The 20,898-nt window shown below is 71.7% G+C and carries 19 protein-coding genes and 1 riboswitch; of the genes, 17 read left to right on the top strand and 2 right to left on the bottom strand.

Annotated features, from left to right (window positions below):
- Nucleotides 1–98: 98 nt before the first annotated feature.
- The 12 genes from IM767_RS10855 to IM767_RS10800 all read left to right on the top strand — a co-directional run bounded on the left by IM767_RS10855 (nt 99) and on the right by IM767_RS10800 (nt 11,413).
- Nucleotides 99–1,634 carry a fumarylacetoacetate hydrolase family protein gene (locus tag IM767_RS10855; RefSeq protein WP_422613775.1) on the top strand — a complete coding sequence of 512 codons (1,536 nt, stop codon included), beginning with the start codon at nt 99–101 and terminating at the stop codon, nt 1,632–1,634.
- Nucleotides 1,631–2,314 carry a GntR family transcriptional regulator gene (locus IM767_RS10850; RefSeq protein WP_109209837.1) on the top strand — a complete coding sequence of 228 codons (684 nt, stop codon included), beginning with the start codon at nt 1,631–1,633 and terminating at the stop codon, nt 2,312–2,314. Before IM767_RS10855 ends, IM767_RS10850 begins: the two co-directional genes overlap by 4 nt.
- Before the next feature lie 58 nt (nt 2,315–2,372).
- On the top strand, nt 2,373–3,935 hold the full coding sequence (gene hpaE / locus IM767_RS10845) for a 5-carboxymethyl-2-hydroxymuconate semialdehyde dehydrogenase (RefSeq protein WP_109209836.1): 1,563 nt from the start codon (nt 2,373–2,375) through the stop codon (nt 3,933–3,935).
- 110 nt (nt 3,936–4,045) lie between these two features.
- A complete protein-coding gene (gene hpaD / locus IM767_RS10840) occupies nt 4,046–5,212 on the top strand; it encodes a 3,4-dihydroxyphenylacetate 2,3-dioxygenase (RefSeq protein ID WP_109209835.1) in 1,167 nt (388 codons plus the stop codon).
- A 114-nt stretch (nt 5,213–5,326) separates the two neighbouring features.
- Entirely contained in the window at nt 5,327–6,112 is a 786-nt protein-coding gene (locus IM767_RS10835) for a 2-keto-4-pentenoate hydratase (protein ID WP_109209834.1), read from the top strand.
- Nucleotides 6,097–6,900 (top strand): aldolase/citrate lyase family protein, encoded by an 804-nt coding sequence (locus IM767_RS10830; protein WP_109209833.1) that lies wholly within the window; start codon nt 6,097–6,099, stop codon nt 6,898–6,900. Before IM767_RS10835 ends, IM767_RS10830 begins: the two co-directional genes overlap by 16 nt.
- A gap of 216 nt (nt 6,901–7,116) precedes the next feature.
- Nucleotides 7,117–7,911, top strand: a complete 795-nt coding sequence (locus IM767_RS10825) for a transglutaminase-like domain-containing protein (protein ID WP_109209832.1) — start codon at nt 7,117–7,119, stop codon at nt 7,909–7,911.
- 56 nt (nt 7,912–7,967) lie between these two features.
- The gene (locus IM767_RS10820; RefSeq protein WP_109209831.1) at nt 7,968–8,564 is read left to right on the top strand and encodes a hypothetical protein; all 597 of its coding nucleotides are present in this window, start codon (nt 7,968–7,970) and stop codon (nt 8,562–8,564) included.
- Nucleotides 8,565–8,638: 74 nt separating this feature from the next.
- Complete coding sequence (locus IM767_RS10815) at nt 8,639–9,019, top strand: YciI family protein (protein ID WP_109209830.1); 381 nt, start codon at nt 8,639–8,641, stop codon at nt 9,017–9,019.
- Nucleotides 9,019–10,206: an RNA polymerase sigma factor gene (locus IM767_RS10810; protein WP_109209829.1), complete on the top strand. Its 1,188-nt coding sequence runs from the start codon at nt 9,019–9,021 to the stop codon at nt 10,204–10,206. The genes IM767_RS10815 and IM767_RS10810 overlap by 1 nt, the downstream gene beginning before the upstream one ends.
- Nucleotides 10,207–10,295: 89 nt before the next feature.
- On the top strand, nt 10,296–10,769 hold the full coding sequence (locus tag IM767_RS10805) for a MarR family winged helix-turn-helix transcriptional regulator (protein ID WP_109209828.1): 474 nt from the start codon (nt 10,296–10,298) through the stop codon (nt 10,767–10,769).
- On the top strand, nt 10,766–11,413 hold the full coding sequence (locus IM767_RS10800) for an NAD(P)H-dependent oxidoreductase (protein WP_109209827.1): 648 nt from the start codon (nt 10,766–10,768) through the stop codon (nt 11,411–11,413). The genes IM767_RS10805 and IM767_RS10800 overlap by 4 nt, the downstream gene beginning before the upstream one ends.
- 7 nt (nt 11,414–11,420) lie before the next feature.
- Here IM767_RS10800 and IM767_RS10795 read toward each other — a convergent pair whose 3' ends face one another.
- On the bottom strand, nt 11,421–12,302 hold the full coding sequence (locus tag IM767_RS10795; RefSeq protein ID WP_109209826.1) for a bifunctional methylenetetrahydrofolate dehydrogenase/methenyltetrahydrofolate cyclohydrolase: 882 nt from the start codon (nt 12,300–12,302) through the stop codon (nt 11,421–11,423).
- A 282-nt stretch (nt 12,303–12,584) separates the two neighbouring features.
- Nucleotides 12,585–13,859 (bottom strand): serine hydroxymethyltransferase, encoded by a 1,275-nt coding sequence (gene glyA, locus IM767_RS10790; RefSeq protein ID WP_109209825.1) that lies wholly within the window; start codon nt 13,857–13,859, stop codon nt 12,585–12,587.
- Nucleotides 13,860–13,897: 38 nt separating this feature from the next.
- Nucleotides 13,898–13,982: riboswitch (ZMP/ZTP riboswitch) on the bottom strand.
- 135 nt (nt 13,983–14,117) lie between these two features.
- On the opposite strand from glyA, the gene IM767_RS10785 reads away from it, so the two are divergent.
- From IM767_RS10785 to IM767_RS10765, 5 genes are all read left to right on the top strand, one after another.
- Nucleotides 14,118–15,242, top strand: a complete 1,125-nt coding sequence (locus IM767_RS10785; protein ID WP_162564248.1) for a ScyD/ScyE family protein — start codon at nt 14,118–14,120, stop codon at nt 15,240–15,242.
- A 190-nt stretch (nt 15,243–15,432) separates the two neighbouring features.
- Nucleotides 15,433–16,965, top strand: coding sequence for a beta-N-acetylhexosaminidase (locus IM767_RS10780; RefSeq protein WP_194398865.1), 1,533 nt, complete (start codon nt 15,433–15,435; stop codon nt 16,963–16,965).
- A 27-nt stretch (nt 16,966–16,992) separates the two neighbouring features.
- Nucleotides 16,993–18,129, top strand: a complete 1,137-nt coding sequence (gene nagA, locus IM767_RS10775; RefSeq protein ID WP_109209822.1) for an N-acetylglucosamine-6-phosphate deacetylase — start codon at nt 16,993–16,995, stop codon at nt 18,127–18,129.
- 357 nt (nt 18,130–18,486) lie between these two features.
- Nucleotides 18,487–20,478 carry a sigma-70 family RNA polymerase sigma factor gene (locus tag IM767_RS10770; RefSeq protein WP_109209821.1) on the top strand — a complete coding sequence of 664 codons (1,992 nt, stop codon included), beginning with the start codon at nt 18,487–18,489 and terminating at the stop codon, nt 20,476–20,478.
- A 22-nt stretch (nt 20,479–20,500) separates the two neighbouring features.
- Nucleotides 20,501–20,893 carry a YrdB family protein gene (locus IM767_RS10765; protein WP_109209820.1) on the top strand — a complete coding sequence of 131 codons (393 nt, stop codon included), beginning with the start codon at nt 20,501–20,503 and terminating at the stop codon, nt 20,891–20,893.
- Nucleotides 20,894–20,898: the final 5 nt, after the last annotated feature.

Here is a 20,898-nt window from a genome sequence, read left to right as displayed (position 1 = left end):
TTCGTCACCGGCGTACCGAGAACGGGACGGTTGCCGGATGTCCGATGATCATATACGATTTCGGATACGACGCAACAGGTCGACGAGTGAGGGAGCTCATGGACGAGATGACGCACGACGCGGACCCGCGATTCGCGGCCCTCCCCGGGCGCCCCGGCAAGATCGTCGCGATCCACCTCAGCTACGCGTCGCGTGCGGATCAGCGCGGACGCCGGCCGCAGCATCCGTCGTACTTCTTCAAGCCGTCCAGCTCCGTCGCCGCCTCCGGCACAGCCATCGAGCGCCCCGCGGGGACCGAGCTGCTCGCCTTCGAGGGAGAGATCGCGCTCGTGATCGGCGCGCCCGCCCGTCGCGTCTCGCTAGAGGACGCGTGGTCGCACGTGGCATGGATCACCGCCGCCGACGACTTCGGCCTGTACGACCTGCGTGCGAACGACAAGGGCTCGAACGTGCGCTCGAAGGGCGGTGACGGGTACACGCCGATCGGCCCGTCGCTCATCGACGCGCGCACCGTCGACCCGGACGCGTTGCGGGTGCGCACCTGGCTGAACGGCGAGCTCGCGCAGGACGACACCGCAGCCGGCATGATCTTCCCCCTCCCCCAGCTCGTCGCCGATCTTTCACAGCACTTCACCCTGGAGCCCGGCGACGTGATCCTCACCGGCACTCCGGCCGGCTCGTCGGTCGCTCAGCCCGGCGACGTCGTCGAGGTCGAGGTCGACGTGCCGGGTGGCCCGACGTCGGGGCGGCTCGTGACCAGGGTCGTCCAGGGCGACGCGCCGTTCGACCCCGCGCTCGGCTCGCTGCCCGCGGCCGACGACCTGCAGCGCACCGAGGCGTGGGGCTCGCGCGAGGCCGCCGGCCTGCCGCCGGTCGCTGAGCCTGTCGACGCGGTCACCAGCCCTTCGACGAGCTCAGGGACCGAAGCCGGGTCTTCTCTCTCGCTCGAGCTGCGCGCGAAGCTGGAGGCGGCCCCGGTCGCCGGGCTCTCGGCGCAGTTGCGCAAGCGCGGGCTGAACAACGTGCACATCGACGGCGTCCGTCCGCTGCATCCGGAGGCCAAGCTCGTCGGCACCGCCCGGACGCTTCGGTTCGTGCCCAACCGCGAAGACCTCTTCGCCGCGCACGGCGGCGGCTACAACGCCCAGAAGCGCGTCTTCGACGCCGTCGGCGAGGGCGAGGTCGTCGTGATCGAGGCCCGCGGCGACGCCGGTTCGGGCACGCTCGGCGACATCCTCGCCATCCGCGCGCACGCTCGCGGGGCTGCCGGCATCGTTACCGACGGCGGAGTGCGGGATGCCGCGGCCGTCGCCGCAGTCGGCATCCCGGTGTACTCGTCGGGCGCCCACCCCGCCGTCCTCGGGCGCAAGCACGTCCCGTGGGAGGGCGACGTCACGATCGCGTGCGGCGGCACGACCGTCCAGCCCGGAGACATCCTCGTCGGCGACGGCGACGGCGTCGTCGTCATCCCGCCCGGCATCGTCGAGGAGATCGTCGACGCGGCACTCGCCCAGGAGGACGAGGACGCCTGGATCGCCGGCCGCGTCGCCGAGGGGCACCCCGTGGACGGTCTCTTCCCGATGAACGCGGAGTGGCGCGCGCGCTACGACGCCCGGAACGGAGGCGAGCGATGACCGACACCGAGACGCTGAGCAAGTCGCAGCAGGCGTACCGCTGGATCAAGGAGCGGATCGCGAACCAGGAGTTCACGCCGGGCTACCGGCTCGTGCTCGGAAGCATCGCCGGCGAGCTCGACATGAGCGTCGTGCCGGTGCGCGAGGCGATCCGCCAGCTCGAGGCCGAGGGGCTCGTGACTTTCGAGCGCAATGTCGGTGCGCGGGTGTCGATGGTCGACGACTCGCAGTACCGGTACAGCATGCAGGCGCTGTCGATCCTCGAGGGCACCGCCACCGCGCTGGCCGCCCGCCGGCTCACGGCCGACGACATCCGAGGCGCCCGCCGCATCAACGAGCTCATGATCGAGACGCTCGAGCACTTCGACCCGCGCGCGTTCACGGCGCTCAACCAGGAGTTCCACGCCGCGCTGTTCGAGAAGTGCGCCAACCCCCGGATGCTCGACCTCGTGCACGCCGAGTGGGCGCGACTCGGCCACCTGCGCGACTCGACCTTCAGCTTCGTCCCCGGCCGCGCCCAGGAGTCGGTGCGCGAGCACGAGAACATCCTCGTGCTGATCGAGACCGGCGCCCCTCTCGGTGAGATCGAGAAGGCCGCGCGCCGCCACCGCTCGGCGACCCTCGACGCCTACATGATCCACGAGCACCCCGACGAGGCCCTCGGCCTCCCGGCGTTCTGATTCACGGATGCCGCGGGCCGCGGCATCCGTCCCCACGACCTCCGACGAAGGAGCAGCAATGACCGACACCCAGACCGCCAGTGCTACCGGCGAAGCGCAGAGCGCCGGGGCGACCCGGCACGTGCCCGAGGGCCTGCCGAGCCGCATCCAGCACTACATCGACGGCGAGTTCGTCGACTCGCAGGGCGGCGACACGTTCGACGTGCTCGACCCGGTGACGAACGAGACGTACGTGCAGGCCGCGGCCGGCAAGAAGGCCGACATCGACCGCGCCGTCGCTGCCGCGCGGCGGGCGTTCACCGAGGGACCGTGGCCGCGGATGCTGCCGCGCGAGCGCTCGCGCGTGCTGCACCGGATCGCCGACATCGTCGAGTCGCGTGACGCCCGTCTCGCCGAGCTCGAATCGTTCGACTCCGGACTGCCGATCACGCAGGCGCTCGGCCAGGCGCGCCGCGCGGCCGAGAACTTCCGGTTCTTCGCCGACCTGATCGTGGCTCAGGCCGATGACGCCTACAAGGTGCCCGGCCGCCAGATGAACTACGTCAACCGCAAGCCGATCGGCGTCGCCGGCCTCATCACGCCGTGGAACACGCCGTTCATGCTCGAATCGTGGAAGCTCGGGCCGGCGCTCGCGACCGGCAACACGGTGGTGCTCAAGCCCGCCGAGTTCACCCCGCTCTCGGCGTCGCTGTGGGCGGGGATCTTCGAGGAGGCGGGCCTCCCGCAGGGCGTGTTCAACCTCGTGAACGGACTGGGTGAGGACGCCGGCGACGCACTGGTGAAGCATCCCGACGTGCCGCTCATCTCCTTCACCGGAGAGTCCCGCACCGGGCAGATCATCTTCGGCAACGCCGCGCCGTTCCTGAAGGGCCTGTCGATGGAGCTCGGCGGCAAGAGCCCGGCCGTCGTGTTCGCCGATGCCGACCTCGAGGCCGCGATCGACGCCACGATCTTCGGCGTCTTCTCGCTCAACGGCGAGCGCTGCACCGCGGGATCGCGCATCCTCGTGGAGCGCCCGGTGTACGACGAGTTCGTCGAGCGCTACGCGGCGCAGGCCGACCGCGTCGTGGTCGGCTACCCGCACGACCCTGCCACCGAGGTCGGGGCTCTGGTGCACCCGGAGCACTACGACAAGGTCGTCTCGTACATCGAGATCGGCAAGTCCGAGGCGCGCCTCGTCGCCGGCGGCGGCCGTCCCGAGGGCTTCGAGGGCGGCAACTTCGTGCGCCCCACGGTGTTCGCCGACGTCGCGCCCGATGCCCGCATCTTCCAGGAGGAGATCTTCGGCCCGGTGGTCGCGATCACCCCGTTCGACACCGACGAGGAGGCGCTCGAGCTCGCCAACGGCGTGCGCTACGGCCTCGCCGCGTACGTCTGGACCAACGACCTCAAGCGCGCCCACAACTTCTCGCAGGCGATCGAGGCCGGCATGGTGTGGCTCAACTCGAACAACGTGCGCGACCTCCGCACCCCGTTCGGCGGCGTCAAGGCCTCCGGCCTCGGACACGAGGGCGGCTACCGCTCGATCGACTTCTACACCGACCAGCAGGCCGTGCACATCACGCTCGGCCCCGCCCACAACCCCACCTTCGGCAAAGCCGGAGCCCCGGCATCCCACTGATCCGTTTCGTGTCGTCTCTGCGCTTCTCGCTCATCGACCGCGACCCCGGTCGTTGAGCGAGCGAAGCGAGATGAAACGCCCCGAACCCGCACACCACGCAAGGACGCGAAATGACCCACCGTGACCAGATGACCCGCACCTCGTCCGGCTTCTATGTGAGCCAGGAGGCGCCGATCCTCTCCGACAACCCGATCCCGACCCCGAGCGCGCCGGCGCCCGACATCCTGCGCTGCGCCTACATGGAGCTCGTCGTCACCGACCTGCTCGCGTCGCGCGAGTTCTACGTCGACGTGCTCGGCCTGTACGTGACCGAAGAGGACGATCGGGCGATCTACCTCCGGTCGACGGAGGAGTTCATCCACCACAACCTGGTGCTCCGCCAGGGTCCGGTGGCCGCTGTTGCGGCGTTCTCGTACCGTGTGCGCACGCCCGAGGACCTCGATAAGGCCGTCGCCTTCTACGACGAGCTCGGGTGCCGCATCGAGCGCCGCCCGGACGGGTTCACCAAGGGCATCGGCGACTCGGTGCGCGTCACCGACCCGCTCGGCTTCCCCTACGAGTTCTTCTACGCCACCGAGCACGTCGAGCGCCTGTCGTGGCGGTACGACCTGCACACGCCCGGCGAGCTCGTGCGCCTCGACCACTTCAACCAGGTCACCCCCGACGTGCCGCGCGCGGTGAACTTCATGCAGTCGCTCGGGTTCCGCGTGACCGAGGACATCCAGGACGAGGAGGGCACGGTCTACGCCGCGTGGATGCGCCGCAAGCCCACAGTGCACGACACCGCCATGACCGGCGGCGACGGACCCCGCATGCACCATGTCGCCTTCGCCACGCACGAGAAGCACAACATCCTCGCGATCTGCGACAAGCTCGGGGCGCTGCGCCGTTCCGACGCCATCGAGCGCGGCCCCGGCCGCCACGGCGTCTCGAACGCCTTCTACCTGTACCTGCGCGACCCCGACGGCCACCGCGTCGAGATCTACACGCAGGACTACTACACCGGCGACCCCGACAATCCCGTCGTCACGTGGGACGTGCACGACAACCAGCGCCGTGACTGGTGGGGCAACCCGGTCGTGCCGTCCTGGTACACCGAGGCCTCGCTCGTGCTCGACCTCGACGGCAACCCGCAGCCCGTCGTCGCCCGCACCGACTCGTCCGAGATGGCGGTGACCATCGGCGCCGACGGCTTCTCGTACACCCGTCCCGACGACAAGGCCGAGGAGATGCCCAGCTGGAAGCAGGGCGAGTACAAGCTCGGCCACCAACTCTGAGACGTTTCGCCTCGCTCCGCTCGCTCAACGGCCGATACCCCGGTCGTTGAGAGAGCGAGGAGGAACGAGCGAGACGAAACGCCTCGGACCAACGAAAGACTCAGGGAGAAACGGATGCTGCACCCCGACGACATCGCCCAGGTCGCGGCCGAGCTGGCCGAGGCCGACCGCACGCACGGCGTGATTCCGCGCATCACCGCGCGGTACCCGCACGCGACGGTCGAGGACTCGTACGCGATCCAGGGCGTCTGGCGCGACCAGAACATCGCCGCCGGGCGGCGGCTGGTCGGCCGCAAGATCGGGCTCACGTCGAAGGCGATGCAGCAGGCGACGGGCATCACCGAGCCGGACTACGGCGTGATGTTCGACGACACCGTCTACGAGTCGGGGGCCGAGATCCCCGTGGACCGGTTCTCGAACGTGCGCATCGAGGTCGAGCTCGCCTTCGTGCTCAAGACCGCGCTCGAAGGGCCGAACTGCACGCTCGACGACGCCCTCGCGGCCATCGACTACGCGGTGCCGGCGCTCGAGGTGCTGAACTCCCACATCGAGCTCGAGGGGCGCACCATCGTCGACACCATCGCCGACAACGCCGCCTACGGCGCCATGGTGCTGGGCGACATGCGCAAGCGCCCCGACGAGATCGACCTCCGGTGGGTGCCGGGTGTGCTGAGCCGCAACGGCGAGATCGAAGAGACCGGGGTCGCCGCGGGCGTGCTGGGCCACCCCGCGACCGGCGTGGCATGGCTCGCGAACAAGTTCCACCAGCACGGCGCGCGACTCGAGCCGGGCGAGATCATCCTCGCCGGCTCGTTCACCCGACCCATGTGGGTGTCGCGGGGCGATAGCGTCAGGTGCGACTACGGACCCATGGGAGTCATCGAATGCCGCTTCGTCTGAGCCCGACCTTCCGCGACGCCCTCGCGAACGCCGACCGCCCGCTCGCGGGCATCTGGGTGTGCTCGGGCTCGCCGCTCGTCGCCGAGATCTGCGCCGGTTCCGGCATGGACTGGGTGCTCGTCGACATGGAGCACTCCCCCAACGGCCTCGAGTCGGTGCTCACCCAGCTGCAGGCCGTCGCCGCCTACCCCGTCACGCCGGTCGTCCGCGTGCCGATCGGCGACGTCGTGACGATCAAGCAGGTGCTCGATCTCGGAGCGCAGAACCTGCTCGTGCCGATGGTGTCGTCGAAGACGGATGCCGAAGCCGCCGTCGCCGCCGTGCGCTATCCCCCGCGGGGCAGCCGCGGAGTGGGCTCGGCGCTCGCGCGGTCGGCACGGTGGAACCGCGTCGACGGCTACCTCCCGGACGCCGACGACCACGTGTCGCTGTTCGTCCAGATCGAGACCGCCGCGGGCGTCGAGGCGGCGGCGGAGATCGCCGCGGTCGACGGCGTCGACGGCGTGTTCGTCGGCCCCGCTGACCTCGCCGCCTCGATGGGCGTCCTGGGCCAGCAGACCCACCCGGATGTCGTCGCCGCCGCTCTGCGGACGTTCGACGCGGTCCGCGCCGCGGGCAAGCCCGTCGGCGTCAACGCGTTCGATCCGGCTGCCGCCGACGCGTACCTCGAGGCCGGGGCATCCTTCATCCTCGTCGGCGCCGACGTCGCACTGCTCGCGCGCGGCTCGGAAGCGCTGGCCGCCCGCTTCATCCCCGCGGACCCCGCCGCGGAGCGCGCCTCGTACTGAGCCGTTCCTCCCGCTGAACCCACCCTCTCGCGTCGAGCCCACCCGTTCGGGAGATCCCAAGCGTGTGGGTCGGTCGCGTACGGGTGGGTTCGGCGACGCGCTCGAACTCGAGCGCGGACCCGGCGGCGCACCTCGGCCACAGCGCAAGCCCGGACCCAGCCGCACCGCGCGTGTCAACCCCGCACACGGCAGCGCGCGGCATGACACGCTGGGCCCATGAAGCGCGACGTCTCCAGCCGCATCGCCCTGAACGTCACCGAGCCCGCCGAGCTGATCTTCGCGATCACGGCCTCTGGCCACTACTCCCCCGAATCCGAGTCTCTCGCGGCGACCGTCGACGGCGAGCCCCTCCAGCTGGAGGAGCTCCTCGACGCCCACCAGACGCGCCTGCACCGCGTGACCGCCCCGGTCGGCGAGTTCGTGATCGAGTACAGCGCGACGCTGACAGAGGGCGAGCCCGCCGAGGGTGACGACGTCGAGCGGCTCGTCTACCTGCGCCAGAGCCGCTACGCCGAGTCCGACGCCATGGCGCCGACCGCCGAGGCGGAGTTCCGGGGCATCCAGGGCGCCGACGAGCTTCTCGCCGCCGTCTCGTCCTGGGTCGGCACGCGGCTGTCGTACGTGCCCGGCTCTTCGCTCCCGACCGACGGCGCGACCCGTACCCTGCTGGCCCGGCAGGGCGTGTGCCGTGATTACGCGCACCTGTGCATCGCGCTGCTGCGCGGGCTCGGCATCCCCGCCCGCATGGTGGCCGTCTATGCACCAGGGCTCGACCCGATGGACTTCCACGCGGTCGCCGAGGCGTGGATCGACGACGCGTGGCGCGCGGTCGATGCGACCACTCTCGCGCCGCGCTCGAGCCTCGTCCGGATCGCGACGGGAAGGGATGCCGCCGACACGGCCTTCCTCACCGTGGTCTCCGGCCGAGCCGACCTCGTCGACCTCCAGGTCACCGCGACGGCCGACGTCCTCCCCGACGACGATGTGACGCAGCTGGTCTCCATCGCCTGAGGGCGCGGCATCCGTCCCGTTCCCGTGATCCGATGCGACGTGGCACAGTGAATGACATGAAGAAGTGGGTCGTGCGGTTCGCGTCGCTGCTCGTGTTCAACATCGTCGTGCTGCTGGTCGTCGGCTGGCTCACCCCGGCCCGCGTCGGCTGGGCGGCGCTGTGGGCCGGCATCGTGATGACGGCGCTGGTCATCTGGATCAAGCCGCTCGTCGAGAAGTGGTTCCGCGGGATGGCGGCCAAGTCGGCGCATCAGCGCACCAAGGCCGGAGAGAAGGTCGTGGAGTTCCTCCTCGCCTTCGCCGTCGCCTTCATCGTGTGGATCGCGACCGTGCTGTTCACCGGGGTGTCGATCGGCGGCGGCATCTTCGGCGCGTTCTGGGGCTACGTGCTGCCGCCCGTCATCCTGCTCATCGGCTGGGCGATCTACGCCGCCATCGACGACCGGGTCGAGCACCACGCCGGCGCACTCTACGACCGCGCGACCGGCTCGAAGACGCCGACGGATGCCGCGGCCCCGGCGGTTCCGCCCGCCGCAGGCCCCCGCGACACCTACCCTGGCGGCAGCGCGGCGAGCGCGGCGGGCCGGCGCGAGCTGAACGACGGGCTCACCGACGAACAGCGTCGCATGCTCGACGAGCTCGGCAAGGGCTGATTCCGCGGACCTGTCGATCCGGGCGGGCGACGTTCGTCATACGGGTGTCACGATCCCTCAGAAAGGACGACGCCATGCGATACGCACTCCTCCTCCACTATCCCGAGATGACCTCCGACGACATGGGCCCCGACGCCTGGGCGGAGGGCATGCGCGAGTTCGACGAGTACGCGGCCGCGCTCGACGCCGCCGGCGTGCTGGTCTCGGCAGAGGTCCTGCAGCAGTCCACGGTGACCACCACCGTCACCGCGGGTGAAGACGGCCTCCGTGTGCAGGACGGGCCGTTCGCCGACACGAAGGAGCAGCTCGGCGGCACCTTCGTGATCGACGTCGCCGACCTCGACGCCGCCATCGCCTGGGCCGGCAGGGCGCCCTCCGTCGGCTGGGGCGCCGTCGAGGTGCGCCCGAGCGCAACCCGGTACGAGCACGGCGCCTGGACCCCGTTCGAAAGCTGATGCCGAACGACCCCGCGCCCCTTCCGCACGCCGACGCGCGGCACGAAGACCACGGAGACGCGCGGCACGGAGACTCCGGGCGCGGGGGCTCGGACGACGCCCGCGCGGTCGCCGAGCGCACCGCGCGGGCCTCGTACGGCCGCATCCTGTCCGTCATCGCCGCCTCGACGCTGCCCGCACCGGCCCGACCGGCAGGGTCGGGCGGATCGGCCGGGCGCGTCGGCCCCGACGTCACGCTGGCCGAGGACGCCCTCGCCGATGCGTTCGAGGCGGCGCTGCGCACGTGGCCGGATGCCGGAATCCCCGCCAACCCCGAAGGATGGCTGGTCACCGTGGCCCGCAATCGACTGCGCGATGCACTGCGCTCGGCGGCGCATCGCACCGGTGTGCCGCTGGACGAAGAGCTCGCGACTGCGCGCGCCGACGACCGCGCCCTCGACGCGCTGACGGCGCTCGAGCACGCCGAGATGATCCCCGACCGGCGCCTCGAGCTGCTGTTCGCCTGTGCGCATCCGGCGATCGACCCCGGCATCCGCACCCCGCTCATGCTGCAGACGGTGCTCGGGTTCGACGCGGCCGCGATCGCCCGCGCCTTCGGCGTCGAGGCCGCCGCGATGGCCCAGCGTCTGGTGCGGGCCAAGCGCCGCATCCGCGATGCCGGCATCCCGTTCCGCATCCCCATGCGCTCCGACATGCCCGCGCGCCTCCCGGCTGTGCTCGAGGCGATCTACGGCGCGTACGCGATCGGCTGGCTCGACCAGGGCGATGAGCCCCGGGAATCTCTCGCCGACGAGGCGCGGTGGCTCGCCGTGCTGACGGCGACGCTGCTCGACGACGAGCCCGAGGCGTGGGGCCTGGCCGCCCTCCTCACCTACGCCCAGTCGCGCGCGCCGGCCCGAACCTCGCAGCCATGGCCGCCCCTGGACGAACAGGACACGCGGCTGTGGGACCGGGCGCTGATCGCCGAGGGCGCCGCGCTGCTGCGCCGGGCATCCGACCTCGGGCGACCGCTCGGGCGGTTCCAGCTCGAGGCGGCGATCCAGGCCGTGCACTGCGACCGAGCTCGCACCGGCGAGATCGATGTGGAGGCGCTCGTGAAGCTCCACCGCGGCCTCGTCGCCATCGCCCCGACGGACGGGGCGCGGGCCGCCCTCGCGGCCGCCGAAGCACGCCAGGCATCTCGCTGACGCCGGGCGCCGGCATCCGTCCTCCATCGCCACACGTCGGACCGAGTCAACTTGTTGACACACTCTGAGTCAACTGGTTTACTCAGAGTGTGTCCGACCGGCTGACCTTCACCCTCCACGAGCTCGTCGCCGAGCTCGACGCCTACGCCGACGCCGCCTTGCGTGCGCAGTACGGCGTGAGCTTCAACCACTTCCAGTTCCTCGCGGTGCTCGCCGACGCCGCACCGGCCGACATGACGACGCTCGCCCACTGCCTGGGCGTCACCAAGGCGGCCGTGAGCAAGCGCGTGCCCGCCCTCGTCGCCGACGGCTGGATCGCCGCGGACTCGCCCCCGGGCGCCGGACGCAGCATCCTGCTGACCCTCAGCCCGAAGGGGGCGGCGCTCGTCCGGGACGCGGGCGCGGTGCTCGAGGGCGCGTTCGCCGCCATGCTCGCCCACCCCTCGCTGGCCGACGACCCCATCGACGCGCCGCGCCTGAACGCTCAGCTCGTCGCGCTCACCGCCCTCATCCCCCGCCTGGCCGCTCCGGGCGGCGCACCGCTTCAGGAGATCCCCGCATGAACGCTCCCCGCATCCTCGTCGTCATCGGCACCCCGCTCGGCGGCAGCCTCAACCATGCCCTCGCCCGCGCCTACGCCGAAGCCGCCCGTGCCGGCGGCGCCGAGGTGCGGGTCATCGACCTCGCGGCCGACCCTGTGCCGGGGCATCCGTCCCGGCGCGACGAGGTCCGTCTGCCGCGCACGGATTCGGACGCGCCGCTCACGCCCGAGGTGGCGGCCTCCATCGCCGACGTCGACTGGGCCGATCACCTGGCGTTCTTCTTCCCGCAGTGGTGGGGGTCGTACCCCGCGGTCCTGAAGGCCTGGATCGACCGCGTGTTCGTCTCGGGCTTCGCCTTCCGCTACCGCCCGACCGGCCGGCTGTGGGACAGGCTGCTCACGGGTCGCAGCGCCCGCATCGTCATGACGATGGACTCGCCCGCGTTCTGGAACGCGTGGGTCTACCGCGACGCCCCCATCCGGTCGCTGCGCCGGGCGACACTCGAATACTGCGGGATCAGGGTCCGCGGCGTCACGCGGCTGGCCGAGGTGCGGCACCGCAGCGAAGCCGACCGCGAGCGCTGGGTCGGCGGCATGGCCTCCTTCGGAGCGACGGATGCCGCGGCCGTCGTGCCGCGTACGCGCGACGCGCTCGTCCCCGCGTGAGGCCGGGTCAGTCCAGCGACCGCTCGGCGGCCTCGACCACGTTCGTCATGAGCAGAGCGACCGTCATCGGACCCACTCCGCCCGGGTTGGGCGAGAGGTAGCCGGCGACCTCGGCGACGTCGGGGTGGACGTCGCCGAACACCTTCGACTTGCCGGAGTCGGGGTCCTCCTCGCGCGTGACGCCGACATCGAGCACGGCGGCGCCGGGCTTGACGTCCTCGGCGCGCACGATGTGCTTGACGCCGGCCGCCGCGACGATCACGTCGGCCTGCCGCAGGTGGTGCGAGAGGTCGGTCGTGCCGGTGTGGGTGAGCGTGACCGTCGCGTTGATCTCGCGGCGCGTGAGGATCAGGCCGATCGAGCGGCCGATCGTCACGCCGCGGCCGACGACCACGACGTCCTTGCCCTTCAGGTCGAAGTCGTTGCGCAGGAGCAGCTCGATGACCCCGCGCGGCGTGCACGGCAGCGGCGTCGTGATGGGGGCGTTGACGTTGAGCACGAGGCGCCCGAGGTTGGTCGGGTGCAGGCCGTCCGCGTCCTTCGCGGGATCGATCCGCTCCAGGATCGCGTCGGTGTCGAGGTGCTTGGGCAGCGGCAGCTGCACGATGTACCCGTGGCACTCCGGGTCGGCGTTGAGCTCGTCGATCAGCGCCTCGACGTCTTCTTGGGTCGCGTCGGCGGGCAGCTCCCGCTGGATCGAGTTCATCCCGATCGACTGGGACTCACGATGCTTCATCCCCACGTACAGCTGCGACGCGGGGTCGGCGCCGACGAGCACGGTGGCGATGCCCGGCGTGACCCCCTTCTCCTTGAGCGCGGCGACGCGCTCACGCAGCTCGTCCTTGATCTCGGCGGCCGCGGCGCGTCCGTCCAGCTTCTGTGCGGTCATCCTGCGTCTCCTCGTATCATCGTGCGCTCGTGTGGCGTCCACCCGCCGGGACCGCCGGCCCCTCGACCGTCGGGCCGCCGGGCCGGTTCGTCCCTCGGCCCGCCCGGCGAGAGTACAGCTGGTGGACGAAAGGGAGGGAACCACCCACCCTCTCGTCCGTCAGCTGTACTCTCGGCGATCCAGCTGGAGGGGGGGACGGATGCCGCGGCCCGACGCGCGGGCGCGGCATCCGGTCTCGACAGTGGTATCAGAGGGCGCCGCCCAGAGGGGCGGCGCTTCCGCTCAGTGGCGGAAGTCCGGGTACAGCGGGAACGCGGCGGTGAGGGCCGCGACCCGCGCGCGCAGCGCCTCGACGTCGGCGTTCGGCAGCAGCGCGAGCGCGATGACGTCGGCGACCTCGGTGAACTCGGCGTCGCCGAAGCCGCGCGTCGCGAGCGCCGGCGTGCCGATGCGCAGACCCGAGGTCACCATCGGCGGGCGCGGGTCGTTGGGCACCGCGTTGCGGTTCACGGTGATGTGGATCTCGTGCAGCAGGTCCTCGGCCTGCTTGCCGTCGATCTCGGCGTTGCGAAGATCCACGAGCACGAGGTGCACGTCGGTGCCCCCCGAGCGCACCGCGATGCCGGCGTCCTTGACGTCCTGCTGCGACAGCCGCTCGGCGATGATGTGCGCGCCGCGCAGGACGCGCTCCTGGCGCTCCTTGAACTCCGGCGTCTTGGCGAGCTTGAACGCGGTGGCCTTCGCCGCGATCACGTGCATGAGCGGACCGCCCTGCTGACCCGGGAAGACGGCGGTGTTGATCTTCTTGGCGATGTCGGCGTCGTTGGTGAGGATGAAGCCCGAGCGGGGGCCGCCGATGGTCTTGTGCACGGTCGATGAGACGACGTGGGCGTGCGGCACCGGGTTCGGGTGCAGGCCCGCCGCCACGAGGCCGGCGAAGTGGGCCATGTCGACCCAGAGGGTGGCGCCGACCTCGTCGGCGATCGCGCGGAAGGCCGCGAAGTCGAGCTGGCGGGGGTAGGCCGACCAGCCGGCGATAATCACCTTGGGCTGGTGCTCGACGGCGAGGCGGCGCACCTCGTCCATGTCGATCGTCGAGGTCTCGGGGTCGACGCCGTACGCGACGATGTTGTAGAGCCGGCCCGAGAAGTTGATCTTCATCCCGTGCGTGAGGTGGCCGCCCTGGTCGAGCGAGAGGCCGAGCAGCGTGTCGCCCGGGCGCGCGATGGCGTGCAGCACGGCAGCGTTGGCCGTCGCGCCGGAGTGCGGCTGCACGTTGGCGAACTCGGCGCCGAACAGCGCCTTCGCGCGCTCGATGGCGAGCTCCTCGGCGACGTCCACCTCTTCGCAGCCGCCGTAGTAGCGGCGGCCCGGGTAGCCCTCGGCATACTTGTTGGTCAGCACAGACCCCTGCGACTGCAGCACCGAGACGGGGACGAAGTTCTCGGAGGCGATCATCTCGAGGTAGCCGCGCTGGCGGTCGAGCTCGCGGTCGAGCACCTGGGCGATCTCGGGGTCGACCTCGGCGAGAGGGGCGTTGAAGAACTGATCGGTCATGCGATCTCCTGACTCACGGCTTCCAGATAGGGGTGTCCCACATCGGCCCAGGCGTGCGGTCGAATGCCGTAGTCGGTCGCTCCCCGGTGGTTCCCCACCTCAACGCCAGTCGCGACATCCCGAGCATAGCGGACGAACATTTCGGTGCTGCCCCCGATGTATCCCGAGGCAGATGGGGGCACTCTGCCGTCAGGACGGCACACGCCGCCCCTCAGCGCGTCCGCGCCCGACAGAAGGAAGTTCATGAAGCGTCCACTCATGTCACCCAGCCGATCGATTCCGAGATCGATCATCCTGCTCCCAGCCGCCGTCCTCGCGGCATCCCTCTCTCTTTCCGGCACGGCAGCATCCGCTGCGGCCCCGCCGGACCCCGAAGTGCTCCACGAGGATCTGTTCAGCCCACTGAAGCTCGGACTTGAGATCGACGGCAGCGTCTACGTCACCGACAACTTCAGCGGCACCCTCAACCGCATCGCTCGCGACGGCAGCTTCACGACGCCCTACACGACGGCGACTCCGGGCAACGAGGTGGGGGCGGTGTCGAACTTCCTCGGCAGTGTGTACTTCGCCGAGACGACCGCCGACGGCTCGCTGCTGAAGAAGATCGATCGACGGGGGAACGTCAGCGACCTCGCCGACCTCGGACGTCATGAGGCGACGAGCAACCCGGACGGCGCTCAGCAGTACGGCTTCAGCGATCTGCCCGCCGACTGCGCGGCGCAGCTGCCGCCGTTCTTGCCGGGTGCCGACAACGGCGGCGCGTACACGGGCGAGGTGTACTCGCACCCCTACGCCACCATCGGCACCCCGGTGGGAACGGTCGTGGCCGATGCCGGTGCGAACGCGATCCTCACCGTCGACTTCCGAGGAAAGGTGCGCACACTCGCGACCCTGCCCCCGCAGCCGTCGGTGGTGGGCGACTGGGCCGTCGAGCTCGGTCTTCCGGCGTGCGTGGTCGGTCACACCTACGCGTGGGAGGCCGTGCCGACGGATGTCGAACTCGGGGCCGACGGTTGGATCTACGCCTCCCTCCTGCCGGGTGGACCAGAGACGCCGGCCGCCGGCGCACGCGGCTCGGTGATCAAGGTCAACCTGCTCACCGGCAGGGTGGTGACGGTCGCGACCGGCCTTGCTTCGCCGACGGACATCGCACTGTCGCCGCGTGGCGACATATACGTCGCCGAGCTCATGGGCGACCGCATCTCGCTCATCAAGAAGGGACAGTCGTCGGCGACGCTGTTCCGTGAGGCTGTGGCGCCCGCCGCCGTCGAATGGTCGCCGGTCGGCATCTACGCGACGGTCGACGCCGTGCCGGCGTTCAGCCCGAATCCTGAGGATCCGCCGCCGCCGCCCACAGGCGACGTCGTGCTGTTCCGGTTCTGACCCGTCGAGGGGGCGGGCGCCGAGGGCGCCCGCCCCCTCGGTGCGCCGGTCGCATGCGGCTGATATCCTGCAGTAACCTTTTGTTAGGACTCTTTACATGAATCGTCGACGAGGACGGGCTGTCGTCGCAGCGGTCCTCGCCGCTGCAGTGCTGGCCGGCTGCACCCCGGTCGCACAGAATGGAGAAACCGTGTCGCTTCCCGCCGTCGTGCCCGCCCCCGCCTCGATCGAGGCCGGGTCCGGTGCGCCGTTCCGGCTCTCGTCCGCCACGGGCCTCGCAGGGGACACGGATGCGGCGGCCGCCCTCGCCGGGATCATCGAGGCCCGCACCGGGCTGACGCCGGCGACCGGCGCGAGCGGCGACATCGAGCTGCGGGTCGATGCCGCGACCGGCGAGCCGGAGTCGTACCGGATCACGGTAGACGAGGCATCCGTCGTCATCACCGGCGCGGACGCGGCAGGACTGTTCTACGGGGTCCAGACCCTCGGCCAGCTCCTCACCCGCGACGGCGACGCGTGGTCGGTGCCCGCGGTGACCATCGACGACAGCCCCCGCTTCGCGTACCGAGGCGTCATGCTCGACGTCGCGCGGCACTTCCACCCGGTCGAGACCGTCAAGGGGTACATCGACCGCGCGGCATCGCTCAAGCTCAATGCGCTGCACCTGCACCTCACCGACGACCAGGGGTGGCGCATCCAGCTCGATTCCCGCCCGGAGCTCACCGCCCGCGCATCGGCGACCGCGGTCGGCGGCGACCCGGGCGGCTTCTACACGAAGGACCAGTACCGCGAGATCGTCGCGTACGCGGCATCGCGCCACATGATCGTCGTGCCCGAGGTGGACATGCCCGGCCACACGCACGCCGTGGGGCTGGCGTATCCGGAGCTGGCGGAGGATCCCACGATCAGCGACCACATGCGCGACATCATCCGCGACTACGGCGGTGAGGAGCCCCGCCCCGGCGTGCCGTACGACGGGATGGCCGTGGGCTTCTCGTCGCTGAAGGTGCACGAGGAGGCGACCTACGACTTCGTGGCCGACGTGTTCGGCGAGCTCGCAGCGATGACGCCCGGACCGTACCTCCACTTCGGCGGCGACGAGTCGCTGTCGACGAGCGACGAGGACTTCGCGCTCTTCGTCGCCCGTGTCAGCGAGATCGTCGCCGACCTCGGCAAGACGCCGGTCGCGTGGCACGAGGCCGGTGCCGCTCCTGGCATCGCCGACACCACGATCGGACAGTACTGGGGCTACCGCACCCCGCAGGAGGGGATGGCCGAGAAGGCACGCGCGTTCGTCGACAACGGCGGGCAGCTGATCCTCTCCCCCGCCGACGCCATCTACCTCGACATGAAGTACCCCGAACCGAGCAGCGGCCCGGCGGCCCCCGAGCCGGGTCTCACGTGGGCGAACGGACCCACGAGCGTCGAGCGCGCGTACTCGTGGGAGCCCGCCGCCGTGATCCCGGGCGTCAACGACGCCGGCATCCTCGGCATCGAGGCGCCGCTGTGGACCGAGACGATCCGCACCGCCGCCGACATCGAAACCATGGCCTTCCCCCGCGCCGCCGCGGCCGCCGAGGCGGCCTGGTCGCCGGCGACGGGCGCGAGCGACCTGCGCACGTGGGCCTCCTTCCGCGAGCGCGTCGGCGCCCTCGGCCCGCTCTGGACGAGCATGGGCATCGGGTTCCATGCCACCGACGAGATCCCCTGGGTCGCCGAGTGACCCTCACCCACTGATCGGGAGCACCGCATGAGCACCCTCGTCCACTCCGTGCGCCTGTTCGGATCCTCCGCCGCCGACTCCGGCCGCTCCGATGCGTGGGCGCTGTTCGACGGCGAACGGGTCGCCGCCGCGGGCGTCGGCGCCGAGCGCCCGCGCGCGGACGAGACGGTGGACGGCGGGGGCGGATGCCTCGTCCCGGGGTTCATCGACATCCACGGGCACGGCGGGGGCGGCGCCTCGTTCGACGACGGCCTCGACGCCGTCCGCGTGGCACGCGCCGTGCACCGCGCGCACGGCACCACGCGCGCCGTGCTCTCGCTCATCACGGCGCCGATCGAAGACCTCGCCGCCCGCGTGGCGATGGTCGCCGACCTGTGCGACGTGGATCCCACGATCCTGGGCTCGCACCTCGAGGGCCCCTTCCTCGATCCCGGCCACAAGGGCGCGCACACCGAGTCGCTGCTGCGGGCGCCGGACGCGGCATCCGTCGACCGACTGCTCGAGGCGGGACGCGGCACGATCCGCCAGGTGACACTGGCCCCGGAGCGGCCGGGCGCGATGGAGGCGATCCGGCGGTTCGCCGGGGCCGGGGTCGCGGTCGCCGTGGGGCACACCGACGCGGACGCCGCGACCACGCGCCGCGCCTTCGACGCCGGTGCGACGCTGCTGACGCACGCGTTCAACGCGATGGCCGGCATCCACCACCGCGCACCCGGCCCCGTCATCTCGGCGCTGCGCGACGACCGTGTGACCCTCGAGGTGATCGCCGACGGCGTGCACGTCGACCTCGAGCTCATCGCCACGCTGTTCGCCGTGGCCGGCGACCGGATCGCGCTGATCACCGACGCGATGGCGGCCGCCGGCGCCTCCGACGGGCGCTACGTGCTCGGCGGACTGGCGGTGCAGGTCACCGACGGGGTCGCACGCCTCGCGGAGGGCGGCGCGATCGCGGGTTCGACGCTCACTCAGGACGCGGCGCTGCGTCACGTGGTGGGCGCCGGTGTGGACCTCGGCGTCGCCGTGCACGCGCTCTCGACCAGGCCCGCGCACGCGATCGGCCGCGACGACCTGGGCCGCCTCGACGTGGGCGGACTCGCCGATGGAGTGCTGCTCGACGACGCGCTCGCGGTGCGCCGGGTATGGGTGGGCGGCCGCGAGGTCTGACGCCACCGGGGCGAAAAGAGGGGCGGGGCCGAAGGTCCCTCCCCCGAGATACCTTCGAGCCCCGCCACATCCGCGGACGAACCGCGGGGGCGACCGCCGTCGTGCCCCACACAAGGGCGGCCAGCCACTCTGACCAAAGAGACGGCGAGGGGTGGGGTCTATTACGCGAGTTCCGGAAAATCTCTCTCGACGGCGATCAGGCCGACTGCCCGCGCATCAGCCCCCGCAACGAGGGGGCGAGCGAGCACTGGTGGAAACTCCTGCTTGCAACGACAATGGAACGAGCCGCGTCGCGAGGATCGCGTCGCACACCCGGGGCTATGCGCCGTCGGGTGCGCCCGCGGAGCTGGGGGACTCATGGATCACGACGAAGTGCGCGAGTCGCAGACGAGCGTCGTCGCCGACTCCGATCTCGTGGTGCGGACGCGCTCGGGCGACTCGAGTGCCTTCGCCGAGCTGTGGCGGCGCCACTATCGCGCCGGCGTGACGGTTGCCCGCAACATGACCCCGAGCCTCGACGCCGACGACCTGGTGCAGGAGGCGTACACCCGGATCTACCACTCCATCGTCAACGGCGGTGGACCCACCGGCTCCTTCCGCGCCTATCTGTTCACGAGCATCCGCAACACCGCCGCGGCCTGGGGCCGCGCGAGGCGCGAGACCGCGTACGACGAGCTCGACGGCGTCGAGGACCCGTCGGCCGCCGAGCACGAGAGCGAAGCGGCTCTCGATCGCAGCCTCACCCACCAGGCGTTCCGCAGTCTGCCGACCCGGTGGCAGGAAGTGCTCTGGTACTCCGAGATCGAGCGGATGAAGCCCGCCGAGATCGCCCCCCTGCTCGGCATGAAGCCCACCGCGGTCGCCCAGCTGACGTTCCGTGCACGCGAGGGTCTACGCGAGGCCTGGATCCAGGCTCACCTGCGGTCCCTCGAGGACGGCTCGGAGTGCGAGTGGACCGTCGAGCGGCTGGGCGCATACTCCCGCCACAACCTCGGGCGCCGCGATCACGCCAAGGTGGAGCGCCACCTGGCGGAGTGCGCGCGCTGCTCGATCGTGGCCAGCGAGGCCCGCGAGGTGTCGAGCCGGCTCGCGCTCGTGCTGCTGCCGCTGGCCGTCGGCGCCGTCGGCACGGCGGGCTACCTCGCGACCGTCCAGGGCGGCGGCGCCACGCTCGTCGCCCTGGCCTCGATGCCGTCGAGCGTCACGCCCGGCGTCGTGGTGGCCGGCCCCGTGAGCTTGGCGGGCGGGGCGGCCGGATCCACCGGCGCGGCGGCCGGCACCACCGGCGCCGGCGCGACGGCGGCGGCCGGAACCGGATTCGGGGCGGGCGCGACGGCGTTCGGCTCGACCGCCGGCGCCGCGGGCGCCGCGGGTGCCGCAGGGGCCGGAGCCGCGACCGCGGTCGGCGCGACGACGGCCGTCGCGGCAGGAACGGCGGGGGTGTCGGCGTTCGCCGGCATCGGTGCCGCGGGCGGGCTCGCCGCTGCGAGCCTCGTCGTCGTGGGCGGCGTCGTCGCCGCTGCGGTGGCGCTCCCGGCGGGAGAGCCCGCGCCTGAACCGACCAAGACCACCACCGTCACCACCCTCGACCCCGGCGGGGTCGCGGGGATCACCGATCCGGCCGATCCGGCACTGGTCCTGTCGGAGGAACCCGGCCCCGGGCCGGCCGACATCCCCGTCATCCCCGAGACCGTACCGGGCGGCGTCGCCGAAACCGGCGCCGGCGGGGCCTCGCAGGGCGCTGCACCCGCGGCAGGTCAGAGCGCGGGCGGCAACGGCGCGGAGAACGGCGTCGCCAACGGCGGCGGCAGCGGCAACGGCAACGGCGCCGACCCCGCCGGCGGAGGCAGCCCCGTCGACGGCGGCAACCACGGGGTCGGCACGGGCAACGCCGAGTTCCCCGGCAACGGCGAGCCCACCAACGGCACCGGCAACGGCAACGGCGGAAAGACCGGCAACGGCGGCAGCACCGGCAGGGGCAGCCCGACGAACGGCACCGGGAACGGCAACGATCCGGCCGCAAGCCGGAAGTCTGCGACGGGCGGCGCAGGCGGCGCCACTGGGACCGCGGACGGCGCCCTCACCTCAGTAGCCGATGTTCCGGTCGTCGAGGACCAGGTCGCAGGTTCCAGCGCACCCGGCAAGTCCGAGGTTGCGCGCACCACGCCCCGCGGGCGGTCGACCTCGGCAGCGCCGGGCGCGTCGGGAACGCACGGCCGTTCCGGCGCCGCGCCGATGCCAGGCCGGCCGGCCGGCTCGCCGCCCACGCCCACGCCCACACCCGAGGCCGCGGGCGCAGCCGCCAACCCAACCTCTTCACCCGAGCCCGCTGCGACAGACGCGCCCTGAGGCCCGCCGTAGACTGGAGGTCATGTCCGACACGCCCCCCGTCACGCCCGCGCAGCCCGCCGAACCCGCACCCGGAACGCGCGCACCGATGACCGCGGTCGACATCATCGCCTTCGTGTGCCAGATCTTCGCGTTCGGCACGCTCGCGCTGTGGGGCTTCACGATGTGGCCGTTCCCGTGGAACATCGTGGCCGGCATCGCCGCGCCGGCGTTCGCCATCCTCGCGTGGGCGCTGTTCGTGTCGCCCCGCGCGGTGTTCGCCGTCCACCCCTTCGTGCGCGCGATCGTCGAGCTGCTCGTCTACGCGTCGGCGACGATCGCCTGGTGGTCGATGGGCAACGCCTGGATCGGACTCGCCTTCGGCGTCGTGGCCGTCACCGCGGGCGTGATCGCCGGTCGCCGTCGCCTGGTGTGACGAAC

It is taken from the genome of Microbacterium ureisolvens (assembly GCF_015278315.1).
Taxonomy (GTDB): domain Bacteria; phylum Actinomycetota; class Actinomycetes; order Actinomycetales; family Microbacteriaceae; genus Microbacterium; species Microbacterium ureisolvens.
The sequence above is the reverse complement of the archived record's forward strand: the minus strand, read 5'-3'. Positions and strand labels throughout refer to the sequence as shown.